At 43.4% G+C, this 23,911-nt stretch carries 14 protein-coding genes; 1 reads left to right on the top strand and 13 read right to left on the bottom strand.

What is annotated here, in order from left to right; all coding sequences use genetic code 11:
* Positions 1-192 precede the first annotated feature (192 nt).
* On the top strand, positions 193-4,383 hold the full coding sequence (locus LNTAR_RS11885) for a cytochrome c (protein ID WP_007278958.1): 4,191 nt from the start codon (positions 193-195) through the stop codon (positions 4,381-4,383).
* A 410-nt stretch (positions 4,384-4,793) separates the two neighbouring features.
* Here LNTAR_RS11885 and LNTAR_RS11880 read toward each other — a convergent pair whose 3' ends face one another.
* The 13 genes from LNTAR_RS11880 to LNTAR_RS11820 all read right to left on the bottom strand — a co-directional run bounded on the left by LNTAR_RS11880 (position 4,794) and on the right by LNTAR_RS11820 (position 23,894).
* Positions 4,794-5,270: a sulfatase-like hydrolase/transferase gene (locus LNTAR_RS11880; RefSeq protein ID WP_007278957.1), complete on the bottom strand. Its 477-nt coding sequence runs from the start codon at positions 5,268-5,270 to the stop codon at positions 4,794-4,796.
* An 84-nt stretch (positions 5,271-5,354) separates the two neighbouring features.
* Positions 5,355-6,977 carry an arylsulfatase gene (locus LNTAR_RS11875; protein WP_007278956.1) on the bottom strand — a complete coding sequence of 541 codons (1,623 nt, stop codon included), beginning with the start codon at positions 6,975-6,977 and terminating at the stop codon, positions 5,355-5,357.
* A 251-nt stretch (positions 6,978-7,228) separates the two neighbouring features.
* Entirely contained in the window at positions 7,229-9,058 is a 1,830-nt protein-coding gene (locus LNTAR_RS11870) for an alpha-L-fucosidase (RefSeq protein ID WP_007278955.1), read from the bottom strand.
* A 142-nt stretch (positions 9,059-9,200) separates the two neighbouring features.
* Positions 9,201-11,411: an alpha-L-fucosidase gene (locus LNTAR_RS11865; protein ID WP_007278954.1), complete on the bottom strand. Its 2,211-nt coding sequence runs from the start codon at positions 11,409-11,411 to the stop codon at positions 9,201-9,203.
* Between the two features lie 21 nt (positions 11,412-11,432).
* Positions 11,433-13,376 (bottom strand): sulfatase-like hydrolase/transferase, encoded by a 1,944-nt coding sequence (locus LNTAR_RS11860; RefSeq protein ID WP_007278953.1) that lies wholly within the window; start codon positions 13,374-13,376, stop codon positions 11,433-11,435.
* Positions 13,377-13,476: 100 nt separating this feature from the next.
* Positions 13,477-16,809: a ThuA domain-containing protein gene (locus tag LNTAR_RS11855; protein WP_007278952.1), complete on the bottom strand. Its 3,333-nt coding sequence runs from the start codon at positions 16,807-16,809 to the stop codon at positions 13,477-13,479.
* An 860-nt stretch (positions 16,810-17,669) separates the two neighbouring features.
* Positions 17,670-19,193, bottom strand: a complete 1,524-nt coding sequence (locus LNTAR_RS11850) for an arylsulfatase (protein WP_202944947.1) — start codon at positions 19,191-19,193, stop codon at positions 17,670-17,672.
* Positions 19,194-19,237: 44 nt separating this feature from the next.
* Positions 19,238-19,978: a type II secretion system protein gene (locus LNTAR_RS27955; protein ID WP_007278950.1), complete on the bottom strand. Its 741-nt coding sequence runs from the start codon at positions 19,976-19,978 to the stop codon at positions 19,238-19,240.
* Between the two features lie 207 nt (positions 19,979-20,185).
* On the bottom strand, positions 20,186-21,334 hold the full coding sequence (locus tag LNTAR_RS11840; RefSeq protein ID WP_202944946.1) for an aldose epimerase family protein: 1,149 nt from the start codon (positions 21,332-21,334) through the stop codon (positions 20,186-20,188).
* Positions 21,335-21,368: 34 nt separating this feature from the next.
* A complete protein-coding gene (locus LNTAR_RS11835) occupies positions 21,369-21,596 on the bottom strand; it encodes a hypothetical protein (RefSeq protein ID WP_007278948.1) in 228 nt (75 codons plus the stop codon).
* Positions 21,597-21,752: 156 nt separating this feature from the next.
* Complete coding sequence (locus LNTAR_RS11830; RefSeq protein ID WP_007278947.1) at positions 21,753-22,571, bottom strand: transposase; 819 nt, start codon at positions 22,569-22,571, stop codon at positions 21,753-21,755.
* Positions 22,572-23,109: 538 nt separating this feature from the next.
* Positions 23,110-23,406: a DUF6788 family protein gene (locus tag LNTAR_RS11825; RefSeq protein ID WP_007278945.1), complete on the bottom strand. Its 297-nt coding sequence runs from the start codon at positions 23,404-23,406 to the stop codon at positions 23,110-23,112.
* Positions 23,407-23,465: 59 nt separating this feature from the next.
* Complete coding sequence (locus LNTAR_RS11820) at positions 23,466-23,894, bottom strand: type II secretion system protein (protein ID WP_238527758.1); 429 nt, start codon at positions 23,892-23,894, stop codon at positions 23,466-23,468.
* Positions 23,895-23,911: the final 17 nt, after the last annotated feature.

The following is a 23,911-nucleotide window of genomic DNA, read 5'->3' as shown; positions in this document are numbered from 1 at the left end:
ATATTTACCTTTCGTGATAATTTCACTACATTGCTAATTTTTTGTAGTATTTTTATCTCATCATTTACTGAGTTTTATATTTCTCTGATAGGCTAGGGTGAAATTTATCGAGTTTTAGTTTATTTAGTGTTACGCTTTTGAGTTTGGTTCCTCTAGGAATAGAAAGTTTAATTCCAATTTTATAGAGGCCTTATGTTCAAGAAAACTTTATTTGCTTTGCTTAGCTCTTGCTTATTTCAAGTGATGGCGAGTCCCTGGTACAATACCTACGATTTCGGACCTGTAGTTTCTCAGGTAGTTTCCTATAAAGATGACCCGGTTATTTTACGCGGTCATGCCATCGAGTTTAATCAGCGGAAAAATAAAGTCACGGCTTATTACGACTCAGGTTCAATGAACTTTCGCTACCTGAGTGCAGGTCGCATTTCCTTCAAGGGCACACCTTGGGATGGGGCTCATGGGGGGAATTCGATTATTGAGGGCGATATGTATTTATCTTCATCGCCAAGTTTGGCTTGGGCTTACAAGGGCTCATGGCAGGATCCAAGGGAAAAGGACTTTGGTCCATTGCCTAAAAATTACGTGCATTATAAAGGTTATTATCTCCACGGAGATTCACTCGTTTATTCCTACACTGTAGGGGATAAGGTAAGCTCTGTTTTTGAAATGCCAGAGCTTAATAATGAGGGCGTTTTTACGCGTCATTTTAGTATTGCTGCAAGTAAAGAAGAGTTACTTTTAAAAGTAATTGATAATAAAGATCTTAAACTTGGTAAAAATTACTTTATTAAGGCATCTGAATTTAAAATTGAGAATAATGGTCAGGGTCTCCACTTTATTCGTATTCCAGCAGGATCGAAAGATCTTCATTTTTCCGTATCCTATTCCGCAAAGCCATTGAGTGAAATTAAAACTCGAGGTGATTTGCAAAGTTATACTCAAGGTAGCGATGCTCGTTGGCCTCAAGTGATCAATATGAAGGGGGAATTGAAGGGCTACGAGTCAGATTATTTTATCGTTGATCAAATCCCCATTCCCGAAAAAAATCCCTGGGGCTCATTCATGAGAATCGCTGGTTTTGATTACTTTTCGGATGGTGATAAGGCGGCTTTTTGTACTTGGAATGGCGATGTTTGGATCGTATCTAATCTAAATGATGATCTTCAAAATGTAGAGTGGAAACGCTTTGCTGCAGGTATGAATGAGACCCTAGGCCTATGCATTGTGAATGATGAAATCTTTGTCAACGGTAAAGATCAAATCACCCGTTTACATGACCTCAACAAGGATGGGGAAGCTGACTTCTATGAGAATTTTAATAATGATTGCAAGATCACTAAAAACTTTCACGAGTTTACTTTTGATTTAGACGCCGATAAATATGGCAATCTCTATTTTGCTAAGGCGGCTCCAGTTCTCCATGGTGGTCGCGGTTTTGACGAGACTCACGAGCATCATGGCGTAGTCTATAAGGTTAGCGCTGATGGCAAAAATTCAGAAATTTTTGCCAGTGGTTTACGGGCACCAGGGGGCATGGCGATCAATGAGGAAGGAACAATAGCCACGACTGGGGAAAATGAGGGGACTTACGTACAAGCCTGTAAAATCAATTATCTTAAAAAGGGCGACTATGCTGGTGTCCTGCATCCTGGAAATGGTATGAAAGAGACAGATAAATATCAAGATCCCTTGTGTTATCTTCCCATCAGTTTGGACAATTCCGGCGGAGGTCAAGTTTGGGTTCCCGAAAACTCCTGGGGTGATTTAGGTGGTAACTTAATTCATTTATCCTATGGCCAGAGTAAGGCCTACACAGTATTTCAAGAGGAGGTTAATGGCCAGACTCAGGGTGGCGTTGTTGAGTTGCCCATTCAATTAATGTCATCTGGCATGCGCATACGTTTTAATCCAATAAAAAGTGAAGAGGCTATTATTACAGGCTTCAAAGGCTGGCAGACCAACGCCACTTTGAATACAGCTATAAACCGTGTGCGCTACAAGGGTAAAAAGATGCTTCGCCCACTTGAAGTCAGATCAACGACTCAAGGCCTCTACTTAACTTTTAATGAAAAACTCGATGAGCAATCAGTGAAAAGTTTAGATAACTACTCCGTTGAAAGATGGAACTACCTTTACTCCGAACAGTATGGTTCAGCTCATTTTGCAACAGATACGCCTGAAAAGGTTTTGGAAGAATTTAAAAAGCGTCAGAGTAAAGCAGTGGGGCGCATTGGCTTTCCAAAAAATCAGGATGGTGAAAAGGTATACGTCAAAGCCGTTACACTCTTGGATGATCAAAAAACGGTTTTTCTAAAGCTTCACAACATGAAGCCAGCCGATAATATGAAAGTGAGTTATGCAGTGAAAACAGCAGGGGGGCAGGAGCTAAATTCACAGATATATAATACCATTTATCAATTAGCTGAAGACAATAGAGAACTTGCGGACATGATTTCTGTTGCGGATCTTGAGTTGCAGGAAAAAATTAATACTTATCCCTTGGGGGCGGCTCTCGAAATGAAGAGCTCCAATGACTGGGAATACGACGTGAAAGTATCTCGTTTGCTTACCCTGCAACTTGAGAAGGGAAGCTTGCCGAGTCCATTTTTAGGTCAGGGACCTTTTAGCCAAACTTATGAAGGTTACTTGATTTCTTCCGAGAATGATAAAGTTAAATTTAGTACTTTGCTGAAGGGGGATTTTCATTTTGAATTAAATGGCAAAACGGTTCTTGCAGGCAAGGAATTCAACAAGACAATTAGTTCAGATCACATACAATTGGCCCCGGGTGCGCACAAATTTAAATTGACTTTCAAATCCACTACCGAGCAAGAATCTTATTTTAACCTCAAATGGCAAGGTAAGAAGTTTCCCTTAGGTCCCATAAGTCCAAATAGCTTGCGTCACAAAATAAATGCCATGGCAGATGAGTTTAAACGCATGCGAGATGGACGTTTAAAAATGGCTGAGTCGCGTTGTATTTCCTGCCACAAAACGGATGACAAGAATTTAATGCCGGAATTTTATATGGATTCACCTTCCTTAGTCAATGTTGGCGGGCGTTTAAATAAAAATTGGATGGCGGAGTGGATTGCCAACCCCAAGAAATTCAATCAGCACAGCAATATGCCATCCCTGGCGAATGAACAGGAAGCAAAACATATTGCGGAATTTCTTGCGAGTGAAATGGAGGAAGATAAGTCTGAGTCGATCAAAGGAAACAGCACAATTGGAGCCGAGCTCTTCTATGATCTGGGATGTATCTCTTGTCACACTCGACCTGAAGAAACACAGATTAAAGGCGAACGTCTATTGCTCAGTAATGTGGCAAATAAGTTTAAAAGTCAGGCGCTTAAGGACTACCTCTTATCACCTGAGAAATTGTTTAAATGGACAAAAATGCCCAACTTTAAATTATCCGAAACTGAGGCCTCCGATTTAAGTGCCTACTTATTGAAAAAGTCAGGTGCGTCGCAGATTGCAGATTTTAAAGCCGATAAATCATTGGGTAAACAGCTCTTTTCTGAACGTGGATGTATCAACTGTCATGGTGGTGATCATGAAAATCATTTTGCGGCAATTCCCTTCGAAGATCTCGAAGGAAAACGCAAGGGATGCCTGGGCTGGAGACCTAAAATAAACTTTGGCTTTACTGGCAAAGATAAATATGTATTTAGAACTCTATTTAATGACAAAAAGCATGCTATAGAATCGCAGTCACCCCATGAATTCAGTGAGAGACAAATCGAAACTCTCAATTGCAATGCCTGCCATAGTCGAGATAATGCAGCCGCAAAGTGGGAATCCTTTGCCAATGATATCAAGGATTTAAAAACTCATCATAAAGACCGTGGCCACTTAGATCAAAGTCGTCCGCAGTTGACTTATGCAGGTGAAAAAATTCAAAAGCATACTTTACAAAAGTACTTGGATGGAAGCCTTGAATACAATAGTAGAGAATGGTTGCTAGCGCGCATGCCAAGCTTCCCTGCAAGAGCAGAAAAATTAGCCAAAAGCATGGCCTTAGAGCATGGGACATATCAATTAAATGAAGACGAGCAAGGCAGTTCTGAGCAATTCACCGTGGGTAAAAAGCTCGTGGGTACTGGTGGCTTTGGATGTATCATTTGTCATGATGTGGGGATCGAGAAAGCCATGGCGGCCTTTGAGGTCAAGGGCGTCAATCTTCAATACTCAGCTGATCGCTTAAATAATGATTTTTATCATCGCTGGATGATGAACCCGGCTCATATTGTGCCAACCACGCGCATGCCCAAATATGCCGATGACGAGGGTAAATCAACTTTGCCGGATTATGGAAATGATGCCGAGAAGCAATTTGAAGCCATTTTCCAATACCTTAAATCATTGAATGAAAAATGATTTTGACCTAATCATTTAATATTAAAAGAATTAAAGTTGGTGGAGTAAGATAAAATAATAAGCGAAGAAGTAAGTAATACTTGAGTGTAAAGGGGAGGGCAATTGTCCCTCTTTCTTGTGCTATCATCAAGAGATCATTCGATAGCTTAGCAAGATGTATAGTGCGAGGTCCGCAAATTATTTTATTAATAGAAAGGTTCCCACGATTAAAAGGTGTCGCTGAAGGTGGCAAATAATTTTAGCCCTGTGGTGACCGTAGGGAACCCAGGGAAAAAACCTAAATAACAAAGCGTCGCCGAAGGTGGCGAACTCTGCGTTTCTTATTCGCCCTTACCGAGGATGGAATCAATTCACATCTCATTCTCGAGCTTTCTTTCAGTTACCATCGAGCGAGATTCTAGAGGGAGATTCTAGAGGGACAGGGGGATTCTAGAGGGACAGGAGATTATAAAAATAGCAGTGGGATCGAGTTCCATGTCATTGCTATAAGGGATGCCGTAATAGGCGTCAAAAACGTGACGAGTAGGGAGGCGTTCCGGCTTGTGACCTATATGCCATTTACCCACGCACATGTTGGCGTAGCCTTTGGCCTTGAGCAAATCGACAATGCTTGTTTCTTCCGGATTGAGGCTTTGGCCTGGAAAGAGTATATTGGGAATTCCGACGCGATCCGGATAACAAGCTGTCAGAAGCGCTGCCCGTGAAGGTGAGCAGACCGAGTTGGCTACATAGAAGTCGGTAAAGCGCATGCCTTCATTTGCCATGCGGTCGATATGGGGAGTTTTGATTTTGGGAGCACCGAAGTAGCCCAAGTCCTCGTAGCCTTGATCATCGGTAAAAATGACGATAAGGTTAGGGGAGGTGGTGGCAGTTTCCGCGGCTGACAACTGACCGGCACAGGGCAGGGCAGTTATCGTGAGAGAGGTGCTTAATTTTTCTCGATTGATCCCTTTTTTACATGCAATCTCTTGCTAATTGAGTTTTTTTGTGGACCAGCGTTTCCATAGCTTGGAGAGTTCGCTGACCACCTCAGGGTGTTCCCGGACAATATTCTTGGTCTCGGTTCGGTTCTCAGATAGGTTATAGAGCTCCCAGGGGCTATTGGGTTCGCGAACAAGCTTGTAATTGCCTATTACAAGGGCGTGCGTGCCCCCGTGATCAAAGAAATAAGCATGATCCCGCGGTAGGTCCTTGCCGACGATGGCAGGAACCAGAGAGAGGCTTGCATGCGGTTTGAGGGGAATGCCGTTAAGCGTTTCGGGATACTTGGCACCTGCAAGCTCAAGGCAGGTAGCCATCAAGTCGACCACATGCCCCCTTTGCCGGGAGATGGAGCCGGGTTCCGCCTTTAGACCGACGGGCCAGTGCATGATTGCGGGTGTGCATGCGCCGCCATTGTGAACGTTCTTCTTGTAACGGCGCATCGGAGTGTTCTGGGTACAGGCCCAGTTCGGGCCCACACTGCCGTAAGTCAACGGTCCTCCCATGGGGACGCTGTTAACATTGCCCACGGCAAGCTTTTTGCCCTGTTGTTTGACCTTGGCCAGGATGTTGTCGGCAGTACCCCAGCCATTTCCGTGAAGTACTTCAGAACAGGCACCGTTGTCGTGACAATAGAAGATGAATGTATTGTCAAATTGTTCGGAGCTTTTCAGAGCATCAATGACTCGGCCGATAGCCTGGTCCATATGGTCAACCATTGCGGCATAGACGGCCATGTTGCGGATGCGCCAGGGTTTATGATCCACCTTGTCCCATGGTTTGACGTTCGGCTCCATCGGCGGCAAAGGGAAGCGCTTTTCATCAATGATCCCCATCTTGAGCATGCGCGTATACCTGTCTTTGCGCAGTTTCTCCCAGCCACCCTCGTATCGTTTGATATACTTCTGAATGGTTTTTTCCGGAGCGTGAATGGGCCAATGTGGTGCAGTGAAGGCAATATATTGGAAGAAGGGTTGTTCAGCTTTGGCCAGAGCTTTGATCTGGCGAACAGCCTCCTCGCCGATCTTGTCGGTGTAGTAAAAGCTCTCATGGTCGGGCTCCATGCTCTTTCTATTGCGGGTCAGAGTCATTGGATCATAATAGGAACCAGCTCCATGCAGGGTGCCGTAAAAGTCATCGAATCCCCGATTCATCGGAGCGTTCGGACCGTTTGGATCAAAGCTTTTCCCTCCAAGGTGCCATTTTCCAACCATGGCCGTTTTATATCCCGTTGTCTTAAGAACCTGAGGTATGGTTATGCGGTTTTTATTGAGATAATTGTCATAACTCCCGGTCATGAGGGCAGCTCGGCTCGGCCAACAGCGTGCCGAGTTATAAAACTCGGTGAAGCGAAGCCCTTTGGCTGCCAGAGAGTCAAGGTTGGGAGTCTCTATTTCCCCGCCGAAACAGCCAAGATCCGAGAATCCCGCATCGTCAGCGAGAATGATGACGATGTTTGGACGATCCGCTGCTAGTGCAGCAGGACCAAATGCCAGCAAGATAAGTACAATAAATCTCTTGGGTACAACTTTGATCAACAATTTTCTTACTTTGTAATTTGTCCCAACTAAAAGTGAATTATAAAGGATAGCTGATAGAGCAAAAATTTTCATATATAAAAAATCTCATTTATTTGAATAGTTAGATTGATGAGAGTTAATTTTTATTTGAGGTAGTATACATAATCATTTTTTGCGCGACTATCTTCTTCGGTCATGTAAATAATTCAGTAATTGTTCATGCTCTGAAAAGCTTAAGTCAGCTACCTTTCCGACTGCAATTATGGTGGTTTGTGAACGTAAATGATCATGGTGGCAAGCTGTGTCAGCTTTAAAGCATTTACGCTCACAAACAATTGGCCTACTTACTGGTATTTTTTTAATTCCAGCGCTTTCAGGTTAAAGCCTTCAAAAGTCCCTTTCTTTGTTTTGAATATGACTTTTTGCTTACCCGCTTTATCAAACTCCACAACACCTAAGCGAAGTGTTCGCACACGCGGTAAAAGACCTCGTCCAAACATGCGCTTGGAAGGTGTGCGATCGCCCGTATCCAAGGCTTGGATCGTCATGGCTTGCAAACCGGTTAAAATTTCAAATTCACTAAAATCAGCTTTGTCATCACAGGAATAAGTCATCTCCAAGGCGTATTTACCTGGCTTTCTAAGATTGACTTCCCAGGTCACCTCAGAGGACTCGCTCCAGCCATTCACCATCTCGGCATGCTTCCACTCACCAAACTTCTCCATCCAACGTAGTTGCTTGACTTCGCAATTCTTTGTTTTCGAAAAAACCGATAAGAGCGAAGCAGGAGTCTCACCATCAAAAGCAAGTCCATGATCCACTTTTAGTTCACCCTTTAGGTTCAACTGAATCACGGGTATCATATCATTGGGTTGAATTTTCGGTATGTTGACTACGGTCCAATCGCCTTCTTTAGCAATTGTTATTTGAGAGGATAAACCAATAATAGAAGCTTCACTAATCGAGTTGCTGAGTCCAGGCAGATAAATTTTGCCACTGCTTGGCCATTTGAAAACATGGAGGTAAAGCTTATTCCCTTTTACCGTTACATCACCCCATGAAAAAGCTTTCTCCCAAGGAGATGCTTGCGCACCATAGATTGTCGCAGCGTGACTTTTGATCCATTTGCCCGCACCAAGTAAAGATTCCTGAGCATTCACAGGAATGGATCCATCGCTACGAGGACCGATATTGAGCATATAGGTACCCCCACGGGCCACCACTGAAATTACATTCTTAGCAATTTGTTTCGTGCTTTTCCAGTTCTGATCATACCAAGCATAGGACCAAGAATTATTCGTCGTATCAACACATTCCCATAGACCTCCGACATTCTCGGGTGGGATCTCCATATCACCTAGAGATGAATAATCACCAACGCCATTACCAATGCGACTGTTGATTAGGCAACGGGGCTGATGTTCTCTCACCAAATTAACCAAGGCCATTGAGTGCTCTTTAGTCATCTTACCTGGTGTATCAAACCATAATACCGCCAAATCACCGTATTGAGTTACTAATTCTCTCACCTGTGGTTCACACTTCTCTTTGAAATATTTATCAAACTGAGCATCTTTAGGATTAAAGTCCCATGCATTACCATAGGCATCTTTTTCGTTCCAATCCTGATACTGAGAGTAATAAAAGCCAAAGCCTAAGCCCTGCTTGCGGCACTCATCTGCCAGTTCTTTCAGCGGATCGCGTTTGAAGGGACTGGCATCAACGATGTTATATGAACTCGCTTTTGAGCCATACATGGCAAAACCATCGTGATGCTTAGCCGTAATGACAATATATTTCATGCCCGACTGCTTAGCTAAGCTAACCCATGCCTTGGCATCAAATTTTACCGGATTGAAATCCTTTGCTAAAGCGCGGTAATCATCAACCGATATACCCGCCAAATACTTATTCATGATCCATTCGCCAATTCCAAAATAGGTCTTTCCCTTCCAGTCACCCGCTAATTCTGAGTAAAGGCCCCAATGAATAAACATGGCATATTTTGCCTGTTTGAACCAGGAGCCGCGTTCACCGGCATCGAGTTCGAGGCGTTCTCCCCAAAGTTTATCCATAGCGCTGTCAGCTATTTCATCGGCTCTTGCCGTCATAAATGGCAGGGCCATTATTAGCGCCAGCACAAGCTGGAGGTGATATTTGTTTTTTTCTTTCATTTTATTTCATTCCTTGTTGTTTATTTAACTAAGTCTTAATGGAAATCATGCAGAACATTCCACTGAAAATCCGATTTTTCCTTTGAAAAGATGTGATTCGAAATAGTGAAGAACGCACCATCCGACTATCGTCCCCAGACCCTTATTTTACGGTTTCAACCGAGAGTTCTTGAAATGCGGTATTTTCACCGCCACTCGCTGTGGTGACAGGGGATACTGCCCACACAATCCAGCGGTAGCTTCCGAGAGATTGCTTAGCGGATGCCCGCAAAGATGCAGCGACGAAGGTCTCTTTCGCCTTACCTGTGTCGATGATTCCCAATACGCTGTACTTACTTAGATCCCAACCGGGGTCGGTCTCCGAGCGACTCGCATAGATCACTAATTTTTGTGCGCCGCGAACATTCTTTTTATTCGCCGACCAAGTCGTAATAGCAGACACTTCTTTAACCGTGCCGAGATCCATTTTGTAAGCTCCATTGTGGGTGCCATTGCCAAAAATGGGACCGAAGCCATTACTAAGTTTACCATCGGTCAAAGTCGCAATGGGGTCATTGTTCGTTGGCTGATTTGAATATACCTGATATTCAGATGCCTTTGGGGCTGATATTTTCTTAAATCCATCTCTTTTTGACGATACTTCGGTGCTTATCGCGGCTCCTTCGATGATGAAAGGCTTTACCTTTGGGTGACGAGCCGGACCATGATGGTACCCGTCAAGATCGACCTGCTTCGTTCCCTTCAGGGCTATCGCAGCGCTCTTGACGATCACGTTGGGGGTATGCTGCTCCTCGTCAGTCATGATCTCAAAAGTCCATGCGTACATGCTCGTGCCCAAGTCTGCGGGCGGTGTAATGCGTAGGCCTTGTTCAGTCATCTGCCATGCAATTGTAGCATCCGAGCCTAACAAGCGAACGCCCTGAATCTGCTCCGCGCTCCAGCCTGCCGTGCCGGTGATGGTGAAAGCGGCCTTCGGTTCTTGCAGCTTGATCGCGTAGAGCTTCTTTCCGTTGGTGGTGAAGGCGATATGGTCACGCTTCTGACCACAGACTTTCCAGTAACGACTACCATAAATAGCAGCGGCATTGATTTTTAACCACTCGCCCATGGCACGCAAACGCTCCATCTGCGGCTCCGGAATCGTCCCATCGGCTTTCGGCCCGATGTTGACCAAGAAGTTTCCGTTGCGACTGACGACCTCGATCATCTCGTGGATAATGTTTTTTATAGATTTATATTGATCATTTTCGAGGAAGCCAAAAGAGGTGCCAAAGGTCGTGCAGCTTTGCCACTTTGGACCGATCACCTTGAGCTTCAGGTTGTCCTTCTCGAGACACCCGACCCCATCCGGCCAGTTGCGGTTGCCACCCTTGTTGTTCACGTAGACCGCCTGTCCACGCGCAGCACCGTGGTTCATGAAGTCGGTGATCATGCCTCGGACTTGGTCGTCGAAATATTTGACCTCCGGTCTAGCGACTCCTGCTCGCACATTGTTGCCATCACGGGTATAGATCGGGAAGTCATCCATCCACAGAAAGTCGGGATGGTATTTCTCCTGGATTTCCTTCCAACGCGCCACGTAGTCATCGACAAATGCTTTCGTTACGCCAAATGGGCCATAGAGGGAGGCAGCTTCAGGCACGCGCTTTATCTCCTCCGCAATATCCGGCAGAGGCTCCGCGTTCACCGTATAAGATTTCTTCGCAAAGAAAGTCTGGTGCCGCTCTCGGTGATAAGAAGGCGCATATTTGAGTCCCAGTTTTTTCACCGCTTCGCCCAGGTCGCCGACAATGTCCCGTTTCGGACCTCTATCGACGGCATTCCACGGTGTAAGTTCGGAATCCCAGTTGGCCCAGCCATCATGGTGTTCTGCCGTCAGTACCACATATTTAGCGCCGACATCTTTGAACAGTTTAGCCCACGCGTCGGGATCCCATTTTTCGGCCTTGAACTCGGGAATAATGTCCTTATATCCAAATTCTGGAGGCTTACTGCCCCAGCGCTTCTTCATAGAGCCGTAATAATTATGCTTATCCCTGTAAATCATCTTGGGTACATGTTCGGCATAGCCGCGTCCGTTCTTGTGGTAGCCAATCACACTATAAGGTCCCCAGTGAATGAAGATCCCTATCTTACCGTCATCAAACCAGGCGGGGACCGGCATCTTTTGCAGTGCTTCCCAACTGCCGTCGTACACGGGCAATGCATTCTCCGGCGTTAGCGATTCGGCCTCTTTCGATTGAACGAACTCCCCTGCAGGCTTATGCTTATCGCTATCGTTCGCGAATGATGACTGGCCGGCAAGGACTAGGGAAGCAACCGTGAGGCTAGTTTTTATTTTTTTTGTGATCATGCTATATCCTTTAAGGATTTTTTAATATTCAGCCTTTGAAGCTGCTGGCTTTGTGTCCAGGTGTACTTCGGCGAATTGAAGACCAGAGGACTTTTTAACTGATTCTGTAACCACAAGTTTGTACTTGCTGAATGCCTGACCAGTGGCTACTTTGAAATCTCGCGCTTGAAGACGGGAGGTGAACTGCTCATCGGTACGTTTATCCAGCGACGTCCAGTTTTTTCCATCATTGGAGCCCAAAAGCTCCCATGACTTCGGATCGCGCTCAGGCATGTCATTGCCACTGACAATGGTGTATGTTGTTGCTGTCATTGACGACCCTTTTAATGAGAAAACAAAGGAGGCCGGAAATGTGGGGTTGCCATGGAAATATTTGGTGCCGTAGTTCCCGTCCACCAGTGTCTCTGGTCTGTGTTTGCCTTCAGTGTTTGCACTGGCACTGACCGACGCATCCAGTCGTGGTTTTGATGATTTTGTGGCAGCATTCTTATGCCCTTTATTCGCAGCCCAATGGCGCGTCAATTTGTCAGCGTACCCTTTGTTTTGTGACTCCCACGTAATCAGTTTACCGGGCTTATCAACATCGAGTGGATCTCCCATCTCTTTCTGAAGTTCAACAAATTCTCTCTTTAACTCCTGTATCTTTGTGGCGTACTCAGGGTTATCGATTAAATCATTCATCTCAGCCGGATCGTTCTTAATGTTGAAAAGGCGCATTTTCTTTGCCGCATGTGGATAGAAGATAAGTTTCCAGTCATCCTTCAGAATCATGCGCTGAGTGTTCATATACTTGCCGTAAATCCTATCGTACTGAACCGTCTTCTCTCCCTTGATCAAAGGCATCAGACTTTTGAATTCCACATGTGCCGGCTTCTCCACTCCAGCCAGCTCAATTGCTGTAGCCATCGCATCCTGAAGGTAGATTGGCGTATCAATTTTGGAATTTTGCTTGATTCCCGGCCCGACAACAATAAAAGGAGGACGCATGGAGTGCTCATACATGCTCTGTTTGCCCATGAGTCCGTGATGGCCTGCAGCCAGACCGTGGTCAGCAGTAAAGATAATGTAGGTATTTTCCGCTTTTCCACTCGCTTCCAAAGCATCCAGCATACGCCCGATATGGTGGTCCATATAGGTGATGGAGGCATAGTACTCCTGACGGTTTCGTTTTACGGCATACGTCGTACGCGGATAGGGTGCCAGAACTTCGTCTCGTAGTTTTTTTCCGCAAATCTCTGCTGCATACGGGTACTCAGGCATATAGTTCTCCGGGATTTTGATAGAATCAAGCGGGTACATATCCACATACTCTTTCGGAGCCTGACGAGGGTCATGGGGCGCGTTAAAGGCCAGGTACATGAAGAAGGGCTTGTTATCATTCTTGACCTTTTCAAAGAAGGTCAGGGTATTGTCGGCCACCACCTGAGTCCAGTGGGTCCCGCCTCTCCAAAACCCTTGCTGTCTTTTGTCCCACGGCAACCACTCGCTCTCATAGAGCTCGGGCTTAAAGGTACGTTTGTAGCGTGCTGGAGTCTGGTTCGGCATACCACCACGTACATCCTTCATGACGTCAAAACGCGGGTTACCGTGTACGTGCCATTTACCTGTCATGTACGTGGTATAGCCGGCGCTATTCATAATTTGAGACCAGTGCGGGTACTGTTTCACACCTTTCTCAGCTCGGTTGACAAAGCGACCCGAGTTGAGCATGGCCCGGCTGGCAACACATACTGCTCCACCCCAAGCTCCCATATTATAGGTATGGGTAAATGATATCCCACGTTTCACCAAACGGTCAAGATTCGGCGTTTTTATATTCAATTGTCCGTACGCACCGATCGATTCATAGCTTTGATCATCGGCAAAGATAAACATGAAGTTGGGCTTTTTGCTAGCTGTTTCGGCGGCAGATAACTGACTTGTCATGGTCAGTGCAACTACTGTGAATATGAGTGTTTTTATCATGTTTGGTTTGTTGTTGTTTGTTTAACTAAGTTTTTGTGGAAAGAGATGAACTCAGGTGCTTATGGATGCTCATTCAGCACCTTAGTCATTGAACTTTAAACTATTTCAGTCGCTGTAAAACGATGCTCTTGATATTGGCTAAGACACCATGATTAATTTGTGTAGGCTTAAAGATAAATTTTTGTGTGCCAGGGTGAGGTATATTTATCACCCCGAGTTCTACTCTGGTGTAATCCGTCCAGTTATTAGTACCTTTAATAATCCCCTTTAATTGACTACCGGGAACTTGCAGTTCAAAGCTACTACCTGCTTTATCTTTGGGGCAAGATTGGTACAAGGTAACATTATACTTACCTGGATTATCAACATATAAATTCCAATAGATAGACGTATCGATATTTTCATAATAACCAATATTATGATCACCTTCCTTGCGGGCATGAGTACCATCAATGATAGCTTGACGTGTATTTAGTACGGCCTTGTTGTCATCGATTAAAATGGCTGGAGAGAGTACAAAGGTCTTTGATGTACCCATGAGGCTTGGCACCAAAGAATTGCCCTTATCTTTATAGCTGGCTTTGACAACATAAATGCCTTGGCTATCGCGCTGTTTTTTGGGTTTTTCGATAAAGCGTAGGCGACCGTTTTTGCCTTTACTAATTAAGTTGGATGGCTTAGCCATCTCCATGATTGCAGAGACCATTTTATTGAGTTTATCATCATTAATGTGAGCTTGTGGAGGCATGGGCATGTGACCCCAAGCGCCATTACCACCAGTTTTTAATTTTTTGATAAGGTAATTCCTATTTTTGGCACTATCAGCGTATTTTTCTGCGATTTGCGCATAAGAAGGCCCAATCGACTTAGCTTGTGATTGGTGACAAGTCAAGCAATTATTAGAGACGATCAGTTGAGTTCCTTCATGTAATAGATTCATTCCTTCAAGGCGTGGGTCTGCAAGCTCATCATTAGTGGTGGGGAGGGAGCCATCTGGGCGATACTCCGCAGTGACTTCAATTAAACTGGGATCAATAAGGCCATCTTCTTTATCTGTAGCCTTGACCACATAGCTTATTTCTTTACCCCATGTAAACAGCTTAGGGCCGGTACTCAGACTTAGGAGTTCGACCTGTGGCCGTTCATTGCCAGCAAAAATTTGTATTTGTTTAGTGCTCATTTTACCAGCACTATCTTTTATGGTTAATTTTACAGTATAAATACTAGGCTTAGTGTAGGTGATTTTTGGATTGATTTCCTGCGAACTCTGACCATTGCCAAAATCCCAGTGATAAGTTAAATTATCGCCATCTTTATCATAGCTATCGCGAGCTGAGAATTGAACTTGTAAGGGAAGGGGACCATCACGCTTATCAGCGCTCATACTAATGATGGGTCGACGATTAAAGCCCTCAAAAGTAACTTTCTTGAGTGTACCATCGTTATTATTCCACCAACCAGAACCATAATTCAAAATATAGATTTCTCCCTTTGGGCTTTGTTGAATATCTATAGGATGAACTAAAGAATGATTACTCAAAAAGGGCGTCAGAGAATGGATTTTATTTTGTTCATTAAATTTTATGAGGAAGATTTTTGCGCGGGCCCAATCATAAAAGAAAAGAGTCTCATCAAAGTAGGCGGGAAAACTTTTGCTGCGCATTTGTTGATTATAAAAAGGGCCTGCCATGGCATTACGACTGCCATTGCCTAAATCAGGAAAGTTATCAAGCTTTTTATAGGGATACATTAAAATTGGGGCATTAAACTCAGGTAGTTTATTCAGCCCCGTATTATTGGGAGAATCATTACTAGCGGGATTGGCAAAGGGTGCCGAAACCTGAGCTGTTTTGAAATCAAAGTCACTATAAGCTTGATCACCGACAAAGTAGGGCCAACCATAATAACCAGCACGCTTAGCACGGTTTAATTCGTCATAACCCATGGGACCACGTCTAGAATTATTGCTGGCATCGGGGCCAACTTCTCCCCAATAAATAGTCTCAGTATCCTTGTCAAGCGACATTTTATAGGGGTTACGGCAGCCTTTGATATAAATCTCGGGCCGTGTTTTAGCTTGTCCTTGTGGGTAAAGGTTTCCCGCCGGGATGCTGTAACTAGCATCTTTATTAATTGTGATCCGTAAAATGGATCCACGTAGATCATTACTATTTGCAGCCGAACGTTGAGCGTCGTAAAATTTTTGCTCGGGCTTCTCGTTAATTGGAGCAGAACCATTGGAGGCAAAGGGGTTGGTGTTATCTCCTGTGGAAATAAAGAGTTGACGATTATTGCCAAAGGCTAAGCTACCACCTTCGTGGCAGGTTTGATGAGTGCGATCAGTATCGACATCTAGAATTTTGACCTCGTTAATCAAAGTATTGTTTTTAAAAGTAAAGCGAGACAGACGATTACACGACTTTTCTTTTGGCGAATAATAAATATAGATATATTGATTTTGTGAAAAATCTGGATCTAAAGCGATTCCAAGGCCTCCGCATTCTTTGGCGATATTATCGCCACCTTGAGCGATCTCTTTATGTATGGCATCGAGCTGAAATATTTTTTTCGTTTGGCCCTGAGCTTGAAGTTTTACAGCACCCTTGCGCTCAATAATGAAGACTTGATCACTTGCGCTGACCGCAATTGCAATAGGGTCCTCTAAACCTGAGCTCAATTCTTTTATTGAAAAATTTTCATCATCGGGTAAAACCTTATTGTAGTCTATTTCAGGTCCTGAGCAGACGTAGTCGACCCCCCCTAAGATGTGCTTGAGAAAGAGGGGTTCTTTAAAAGATTCTTTGGTGTGCCCACCAGCGGTATAAAACATTCGCCCGCCATCGTATTCTTGAAACCAAGCCGAGGGATGGTAGTCGCCATTCTGACCTCCTTGATAAGTTGATTCATCTAAGTTGAGGAGTGGGGTGATATTGGGAGAGAAATTTTTGAAATTATACCATTCATCTTTACGACTCCAACGATTGGGTAAAAAATCCGTGGAGGGGTGCTCGCAGGCACATTTTTCTTGAACAGCAGTTTGTGTTTGTGGGTGACTAGAAAATTGTGCCCCGATTAAGCGCATGTACCAAGCCCAGTTATACTCGGTATCACTAGCAGCATGAATGCCAACAAAACCACCTCCAGCTTGGATAAAACGCTGAAATGCTAATTGTTGTTCTTTGTTTAAAATATCACCCGTAGTGCTCAAGAAAATAATTGCGCGGAATTGTTTTAAATTTTTATCATTAAAAAGCTGACTATCTTCTGAGTGTATGCAATTATAGTCATTTTTTTCAAGTAGTTGACTTAAGGCTTGAGCTCCAACTTCAATGGAATCGTGCCTAAAACCAGCCGTTTTTGAGAAAATTAGTATATTTGGTTGCGAGGCCATTGCGTTGATCGCAAGGAGAATTAAAAGTGAAATAAAGCGCATAAAGTAATCTATATTAGGGTTTAACTGAGCTAGTATATTTTGGTCTATTTTCTAGCAAATAGGCTATGGGAAGTGTAAGAATTTTTGCTTAGGGTTTATGTATTGGTTTAGCGGGAATCTATAAAAGACAAAACAGGATGTTGTTTTTTTCACGAGCTGGTAAAACTTGAGGAACTGGTACGAGGAATATTACAAAAGTCCCAAGTATTTGTCACAGTAATTGCTTTATATTTTTGCCCACGGTCTTAGCCAATATTTAGCCTTCAATTAGAGTGAAAACTTTCATACGCAGAGCTCCTACATTAATTTTAAGTATTAAATTTCATCATTTAAGCATGATACTTAAACTTAAGAGGCAGGGGGAGGCAGGGCGTAACACTTTTTTTAGTCGGTGAGCTTTTTCGTCCGGGGCAAGGTGAAAATTTTCAGGGCAGATAGCTGACCCGCACGGGGCAGGGTAGCTACTGCGAGCATGGTTGTTATTTTTTGGGTGATCATGCTATATCCCTTTATTAATTTTTTCGAACGCTGCTGAAATCATTTCACGTTCAACTTTAGCAACTTACCTTTGAATTTTCCTTTAGGCGACTTGGGATCTACGGATTACCATAATCGAAGCCGTCGCTTAGGTCTCCGATTCGATTTTTTCCTTTGAAAAAATGTGATTCGAAATAGTGAAGAACGCACCATCCGACTATTGTCCCTAGACCCCTATTTTACGGTTTCAACCGAGAGTTCTTGAAATGCGGTATTTTCACCGCCACTCGCTATGGTGACAGGGGATACTGCCCACACAATCCAGCGGTAGCTTCCGAGAGATTGCTTAGTGGATGCCCGCAAAGATGCAGCGACGAAGGTCTCTAATCGCCTCCCTTGCGGCGCTTTATTTTTCCCGTTTTGAGCTGATGAAGATCATTGACCATTCCTGTTTTTGCAGCTTCCCACCATTTCTCATACTCTTGTTTGAATCGCTGAACCAGCTCTGGGTGTTCTGATGTTATATCCTTCTCCTCTTCACGATCATTTAGGTAATCTTTTAGCTCCGGGTGTCCTTTTTCTCCCCAGGTCAACCTGTAGCGATTGTTGAATATAGCTGCATATCTATATTTATAAGTTTCCATAAGATCACTGGCGTTCCATCGGCCTACATGACTAAACAATAACCGGTCTTTAGTGACGTTTGATTTTTCACCCTTAATATCAGGCAGCAGGCTCACTCCTTGAACCCCCAGATCATCTATGCCTACTCCGGCAATTTCTGCAAAGGTCGGAAGAATATCCATCCCACTTGCCAAGGTGTTATTTTCTGTATTCGAGGTCGTCACTCCAGGCCACCGGATCAAGAATGGCACACAAGTCGCACCCCGCCATGATTGAGTTTTTCCCCCACGGAAACCAAAATTATAGAGCCCGTTCTTCTTCAACCTTCCATCGCGACTATGCCCAGCACCGTCTGGTCCGGAAATGGCATGACCATTATCTGTCATAAAGATTAAAATGGTCTCCCGATCGTCTTTGCGACTCGCCATCCACGTCATCAACTTCCCTATATTCTCATCAACTGCGGATATCATAGCATAGTAGTTTTTTTCATTATTTTTCAGCTTGGCACCCGAATACAAGTCTTTGTAGCGCTGTGGGGCCGCTAGTGGGGTATGAGGTATACTGGTCGCAAGGTAGGCAAAATAGGGCTTTTCTTTTGAGCAGGACTCCATCCATTTTATCCCCTCATCAAAAACAACATCCCCACAATAACCTTCATATTTACTATTCTTTCCATTGTGAGATAGAGTCGGGTTAAATCGCCCTAACTGATTGAAGGTGTAGATCGCTGTATCAAACCCACGACGATGAGGCTCCAACGGTTTCCCTGTCAGACCTGTTTTGTGACCGGGTTCTGAAAGATGCCATTTACCAACCATACCGGTCTGATAACCGCCTTGTTTCATTATTTGAGGAAGTATGGTTATATCATCCCTGAGGTTCATACGATCTAATATCGTATGAGTCACCCCAACAGAAAATTCATGTTTACCACTCATAATCTGAGCTCTTGAGGGTGCGCACGTAGGAGCAACATTAAAGTTTGTGAATCGAAGGCTCTCTTTAGAGAGTCGATCAATATTGGGCGTTTTGATCTTTGGATTGCCGCTCATTCCCAACTCTCCCCACGCCATATCATCGGTCAAAACCAGAATGATGTTCGGTTTCGACTTGCTCACCGCAAGCGGCTTGGAGTTTTCTGCAGCTGATAACTGGCCGGCCAGGGCCAGGGCAACTACCGTGAGCATGGTTATTATTTTTTGGGTGTTCATGCTATGTTCTTTTATTAATTTTTTCGATTGGGGCTGCCTACTTTTTAGAAGTGGGTGATTTTCTTCCACTCATCGTCCCAAGCGCTTATTGTACGGTTTCAACCGATCTTTAGTTAATCTCTATCCATCAGTTCCCATATAATATTATGATTGTTCCAGTCTCTATGGTGTTCTGGTATAGCCATCAAATTCCCTGAGTTTAAAACATGTTTCGCCGAACCATCAACATATGCAACATTAAACCCATTTCTATGGAGGGGTCCGTCATAATACTTAGGCCCTCCTACTCGTAGTGAAAGAGGATCGGAAATAATTGCCATACCGGGGTCATGCGTTGTTGATAATATCTGTTGATCTTTATCTGTTACCCTTGTAAAGTAGCTAACGGCAAGCCAAACCCCACTCCAACTCCCTGTATGATATTTCCAGCCATTAGGACCGTCATACGTAACAAGCTCATCGGACGGACAGTAGAATACATGAGGATCAATATTGTAATCTTTATAGAGTCGACCTAAACCATAGTAACGGTCAGCATATGAAGGAAATGAGCCGTAGCCTGAGCCGTTACCTACATTTTCGTGTAGGCCTTTTCCGGGTGACAAAGGAAATTTTCCATCATTGTCCGAAGCAAACATATGGTAACCCGTAATATTCTGTTTCTCATTGGATAAACATGCTGCCTGCCTACTTTTCTCCCTGGCCTTGGATAATACCGGTAAAAGCAATGATGCAAGAATTGCGATAATCGCAATTACCACCAATAGTTCGATAAGAGTGAATTTCTTCACTCTATTCAGTACATCAGGTGATTTAACAAGTCTGTCATTGGTAAAATTCTTAAGTGCTTTCATGCGTAACGCTCCTACATTAATTTTAAGTATAAAATACAGTATTAAATTTCTCATCATTTAAGCATGATACTTAAACTTAAGAGGCGGGGGGAGACAGGCCGTAACACTTTTTTTAGTCGGTGAGCTTTTTCGTCCGGGGCGAGGTAAAAAGTTTCAGGGCAGATAGCTGACCGGCACAGGGCTGGGCAGCTATCGTGAGGGAGGTGCTTAATTTTTCTCGATTGATCCCTTTTTTACATGCGATTCTTTGCTTGTTGTGAATTTATATATCGACTTTGTTGCGTATGTATCACCTTTATCAAGAACGACAGACGGGAAATTCGGCTGGTTCGGAGCATCGGGGAACTTTTGTGTTTCAAGTGCCATGGCACCGCGATAGATCTGCGGCTTGCCGTTTTTACCATTCGTCTTTCCATCAAAAAAGTTTCCTCCGTAAAATTGGAGTCCAGGCTCCTGAGTGTAGATCTCCATAACTCGACCGCTTTTTGGTTCAGTAACCCGTGCAGCAAAGGCCATAGAATTGTCATCAGGACGCTTAAGCACCCAGTTATGATCATATCCGGCACCGTGTTTCAGCTGTGTATTGTTTTTCTGTTGATCCAAGTCACGGCCGATGGCCTTTGTTTTGCGAAAATCAAAAGGAGTATTTTTCACGCTTACATTTTTCCCAAGAGGAATCAGAATGTCATCAACCGGTGTGTAGTAATCGGCATTGATTTCCATGATATGATCATTGATTGTCGTGCCTTCTCCTGCAAGGTTGAAGAAGGGGTGCCAGGTCAGGTTGACGACTGTTTTCTTATCCGTTGTTGCTTTATAGGATATGGACAATTCATTTTTATCGTTGAGAGCGTAGCGAACATCGACGCTGAGATTTCCCGGATAGCCCATCTCGCCATCTTTTGATAGGTAATGTAGGTGGATAGCCTTAACGCTCACACTTTTTACATCCCAGACACGATGGTGGAAGCCTTTGAGACCGCCGTGCAGGTGATTCGGGCCGTTGTTGATCGACACATTGTATTCTTTGCCTTCAAGTTTGAATTTACCTTTGGCAATACGGTTGCCTACACGACCTACTATGGGGCCGTGAAAAGGCTCCGGGCAGTTGATGTATTCATCTAGTGTATTAAAACCGCTGATGACATCCTCGAATTGACCATTTTTATCGGGAACAGATATACCGACTGTACGGGCTCCGTAGTTGCTTACAGCAACCTCTACACCGTTACTGTTTTTGAGTACATAGAGATCTGTCCTCTTACCGTCGATAGTTTTTACAAACTCTGACTTGTTCAGTTTTAAAGCACCACTCTGTTTTGCTGTGGTGCACCCTGTAATAAGTACTCCAAGCATTGCCAATTCTAATAATTTTCTCATTTCTACACTTTTATTTTATTTTTAAGTATTCAGAAGTTTCATTAACAATTATGTTGTTTTTCGCTGCGGCACTTCCGTCGTTAAACAGGAAGTTCATTTTGTCGTTCTTGTGCTGATCAAAAGCCTGGATATCAAGCATATTTTGATCATTTAGTGTTAGTGCACTCCACCAGGAAAAGCCAACTCGACTTTGCATGCCTTCCATTAATATGATTGTATCACTTTTTATCTCTGACATTTGTCTACCAATAAATTTACTGTTTATTCCAAAATCAGTGTTTAATGGTGTTGTGTCTTGGGGTGTAAAAAACGACCATAAACTATTTGTTGCATATGAATTAATGGCATAGTTGTCCCCCCCCCCCCTAATGGGAGGGAACTTAAGGATTTTTCATCATGAAATCTGGCCATATTGAACCCCTAATATTTGATACTCAGCATTGAGGAATTGCGCAGTTTCAATTTCTTTATATTTTACTTTTCCTTTGTGCACAGTGAATTTTGAAGGTGGAGTATTACATATTCTAGGAGAAGACCTCCATGGTTTATAAATATACCAACAGCTTTTGACTGCTCTTAAGCAATTCGCCAATGCTTTTTTCGAGCCTCTAAATGGATTAAGGATCGCGAGGCAAAAAACGCAAATACGGTTTAAGCAAAAGGAAAAGCAGTACATCTTCGTGCCGTGATCCTCTGGCAATATCTCAGGTAGTTTAATTCGATTCCGTAATACCGCCGCTAGGTTGTATAAAGCAATGGCGGCATACATAAACTTTTTAATTCTTGAAAATTTTCGCTTCCGAATCGACTCCAGATTAAGGTTAACTTTCAGGTGTCGGTAGGCTACTTCCACAAGATAGCGCTGACGGTATAAACCTGAGAGTTCTTTCCATGAGAATTTGGCGTCATCCAGTAAGGTCGTGATTAAAACCTGCGATTTAAGTTTGGACGTTCCCAGTGTTCTGATAAGACGAATTTTAAGAGTTGTTCCTAGTAAATGTTGATGATCTGGATAGTTTTTAAGGTGTGAACGAGTGAGTTTAATCTCGTGAACAAGAGATCGTTTCTTAGAATCGTTCATTTTCTGAGCTAGATGACTCATTTTCAACGGCATTAAAACTTCGTGGCCCAACTCTTTTGCTAAGGCAATAAACGCCATGCCGTTATATCCTGCATCTGCCATGTATAAACTTTTCTCTGAATTCTCTAACATATGCTCGTATGCTAAAGTTCGTTCAGGGCAATCTTCTTGAAGCTATTTTGAAATCATCAAATGTTCCCGTGGAGAGCTCGAAAAAACCAACCGCAAGACATTGTGGATAATGTCCATAAGCTTGGCCATACTGCTCAAGTGTGCTTGTACTTCGTGGTAGTGAAATCTTAGTGCCATCAGGAATAATTATCTTTAATCCATGGTACTTGCGACCAGAACTATCGAATTCCTGTTTATGGGATTCTGAGAGTAATGTGGTTACGGCTTTAAAAGGAAGTTTGTCACAAGCCTTACTAAATGATTTGTCAGTTGGAATGGTATTTCCAGGGAAAAGTTTGAGTTCAAATAGCTGAGCGAGTAATTGTTTATACCCCAGTTTGAACCCTGACTGTGCATTGGCTAATAATGAGATTAATAATACCTTTACAGTAAAAATACGCGTTCGAGAAAACGCCCTTTTTTAGTAGTATCTATAGCCCGTTCTTCAGCGCTAAAGATATTTTCGATCTTCTCCACAAGTTGAATCGACTTTTTACTTTTAAGCATCACTCACCTCGCTTTTTATCAAAAGGATATTGATACGATTTATTTCAGTCATTAGTTGCTTAATTCGTTCACCTTCAGCCTCTGCTTTTTTAAACACCTCCAAATGGCGAGCAGCTATATAGGTCGTTTTGGTTTTACCTTTGATACTTTGAGATAGGTAGTAAAAGGGCTTCTCTTTTTTACTTTGCTTCCTCGTAGTTTCAATCACCGTACCAGCCACCCAGTACGGTGATTTAATCAACTCAGTCTTTAATTCATTCAGCTTTTCTAACAACTCAAACTTTTCCATTTCTACATCCAATTAGATATGTTTATAAACATATCTATTATAGCCAAAAAATGATAAAATTAAAGTTCTATTACTGAATAATTGGGAGGGATAAAATCCTTAAGTTCCCTCCCATTACCCCCCCCCCCGAATGCCCCTGTGCGAGTACGTTTGGTATCTAAAGGGCATTGATATATATCATAGTCACCATTGTCATCTGTTATAGCACCAGCTACCATCGAATCCCCAAGGTAGGGGTCTATGTGTCGATCCCAGCTACCGTTGTAATCTTCACTAAGACCATCAAAACTTTGAGCTGGTGGGTGTCTCCCCTCATTGTCCTCGGAAAATAAAAAGAATCCATAATAAATTTGTTTGTTATTGTTCAAGCAGACTGAAGTTTTGGAGGTTCTCCTCGCTTTGGACAAAGCTGGTAAGAGTAAAGATGCAAGAATCCCAATAACGGCTACCACCACAAGTAATTCGATTAAAGTGAATTTTGATTTCATAAAATCACCTTTTTTTC

This window comes from Lentisphaera araneosa HTCC2155, from assembly GCF_000170755.1.
Taxonomy (GTDB): Bacteria; Verrucomicrobiota; Lentisphaeria; order Lentisphaerales; family Lentisphaeraceae; genus Lentisphaera; species Lentisphaera araneosa.
Note: the sequence above shows the minus strand (reverse complement) of the source record. Positions and strands in the feature narration are given on the sequence as shown.

Bases quoted from the DNA above. Each gene is read 5' to 3' on its own strand.
- LNTAR_RS11885 (WP_007278958.1), top strand. From the start codon at position 193: ATGTTCAAGAAAACTTTATTTGCTTTGCTTAGCTCTTGCTTATTTCAA.
- LNTAR_RS11875 (WP_007278956.1), bottom strand. From the start codon at position 6,977: ATGAAAATTTTTGCTCTATCAGCTATCCTTTATAATTCACTTTTAGTT.
- LNTAR_RS11870 (WP_007278955.1), bottom strand. From the start codon at position 9,058: ATGAAAGAAAAAAACAAATATCACCTCCAGCTTGTGCTGGCGCTAATA.
- LNTAR_RS11865 (WP_007278954.1), bottom strand. From the start codon at position 11,411: ATGATCACAAAAAAAATAAAAACTAGCCTCACGGTTGCTTCCCTAGTC.
- LNTAR_RS11860 (WP_007278953.1), bottom strand. From the start codon at position 13,376: ATGATAAAAACACTCATATTCACAGTAGTTGCACTGACCATGACAAGT.
- LNTAR_RS11855 (WP_007278952.1), bottom strand. From the start codon at position 16,809: ATGCGCTTTATTTCACTTTTAATTCTCCTTGCGATCAACGCAATGGCC.
- LNTAR_RS27955 (WP_007278950.1), bottom strand. From the start codon at position 19,978: ATGAAAGCACTTAAGAATTTTACCAATGACAGACTTGTTAAATCACCT.
- LNTAR_RS11840 (WP_202944946.1), bottom strand. From the start codon at position 21,334: ATGCTTGGAGTACTTATTACAGGGTGCACCACAGCAAAACAGAGTGGT.
- LNTAR_RS11835 (WP_007278948.1), bottom strand. From the start codon at position 21,596: ATGTCAGAGATAAAAAGTGATACAATCATATTAATGGAAGGCATGCAA.
- LNTAR_RS11830 (WP_007278947.1), bottom strand. From the start codon at position 22,571: ATGTTAGAGAATTCAGAGAAAAGTTTATACATGGCAGATGCAGGATAT.
- LNTAR_RS11825 (WP_007278945.1), bottom strand. From the start codon at position 23,406: ATGGAAAAGTTTGAGTTGTTAGAAAAGCTGAATGAATTAAAGACTGAG.
- LNTAR_RS11820 (WP_238527758.1), bottom strand. From the start codon at position 23,894: ATGAAATCAAAATTCACTTTAATCGAATTACTTGTGGTGGTAGCCGTT.